1 protein-coding gene is annotated in these 450 nt (G+C 62.2%); it reads right to left on the reverse strand.

Annotated features, from left to right (window positions below; genetic code table 11):
• A partial coding sequence (locus J4G14_15265; protein ID MCE2459148.1) for a DUF1800 family protein occupies positions 1–450 on the reverse strand: 450 nt, incomplete at both ends.

The following is a 450-nucleotide window of genomic DNA, read 5'->3' on the forward strand; positions in this document are numbered from 1 at the left end:
GTCCAGGCAGGAGCGTACCAACATCTCCGAGTCCATATTTGCCTGCTGTTCGCAGGCGAGCCTGTCCGCGATGTCTCGAACGCCGGGCGAGTCCGGGTTGCCAAGGTACCGGGAGGCGAAGTTGACCCTCTCGACGAGAGACCCGCTATCTATCCACTCCGCTCCCTCGTGCCACCCCTCTACGTTAGGCGGGTTCATGAGCTCCTGCCCCATATAGTTGATGGCGAGACCAACCTGGAACATCTCAACCGTCGGTCGCGGGAAGGGCCGGGCAGTCCGCAGCGTCCCTGCGACCAGCTCCGCTGGGCTCTTAACCCTGCGGAACCGGACAGCGACTGACTTGAAGTGGTCTGAGTTGAACATGTCCCTCAAGACCGCTCCGATCTCGTAGCCGGAGTCGAAGTAAGTCTGGCAGAGTCGCGCGATCAGCGCCTCGCCGTCCTCGTGGAC

Source organism: Dehalococcoidia bacterium, assembly GCA_021295915.1.
Lineage (GTDB): Bacteria > Chloroflexota > Dehalococcoidia > Lucifugimonadales > UBA1123 > VXRN01.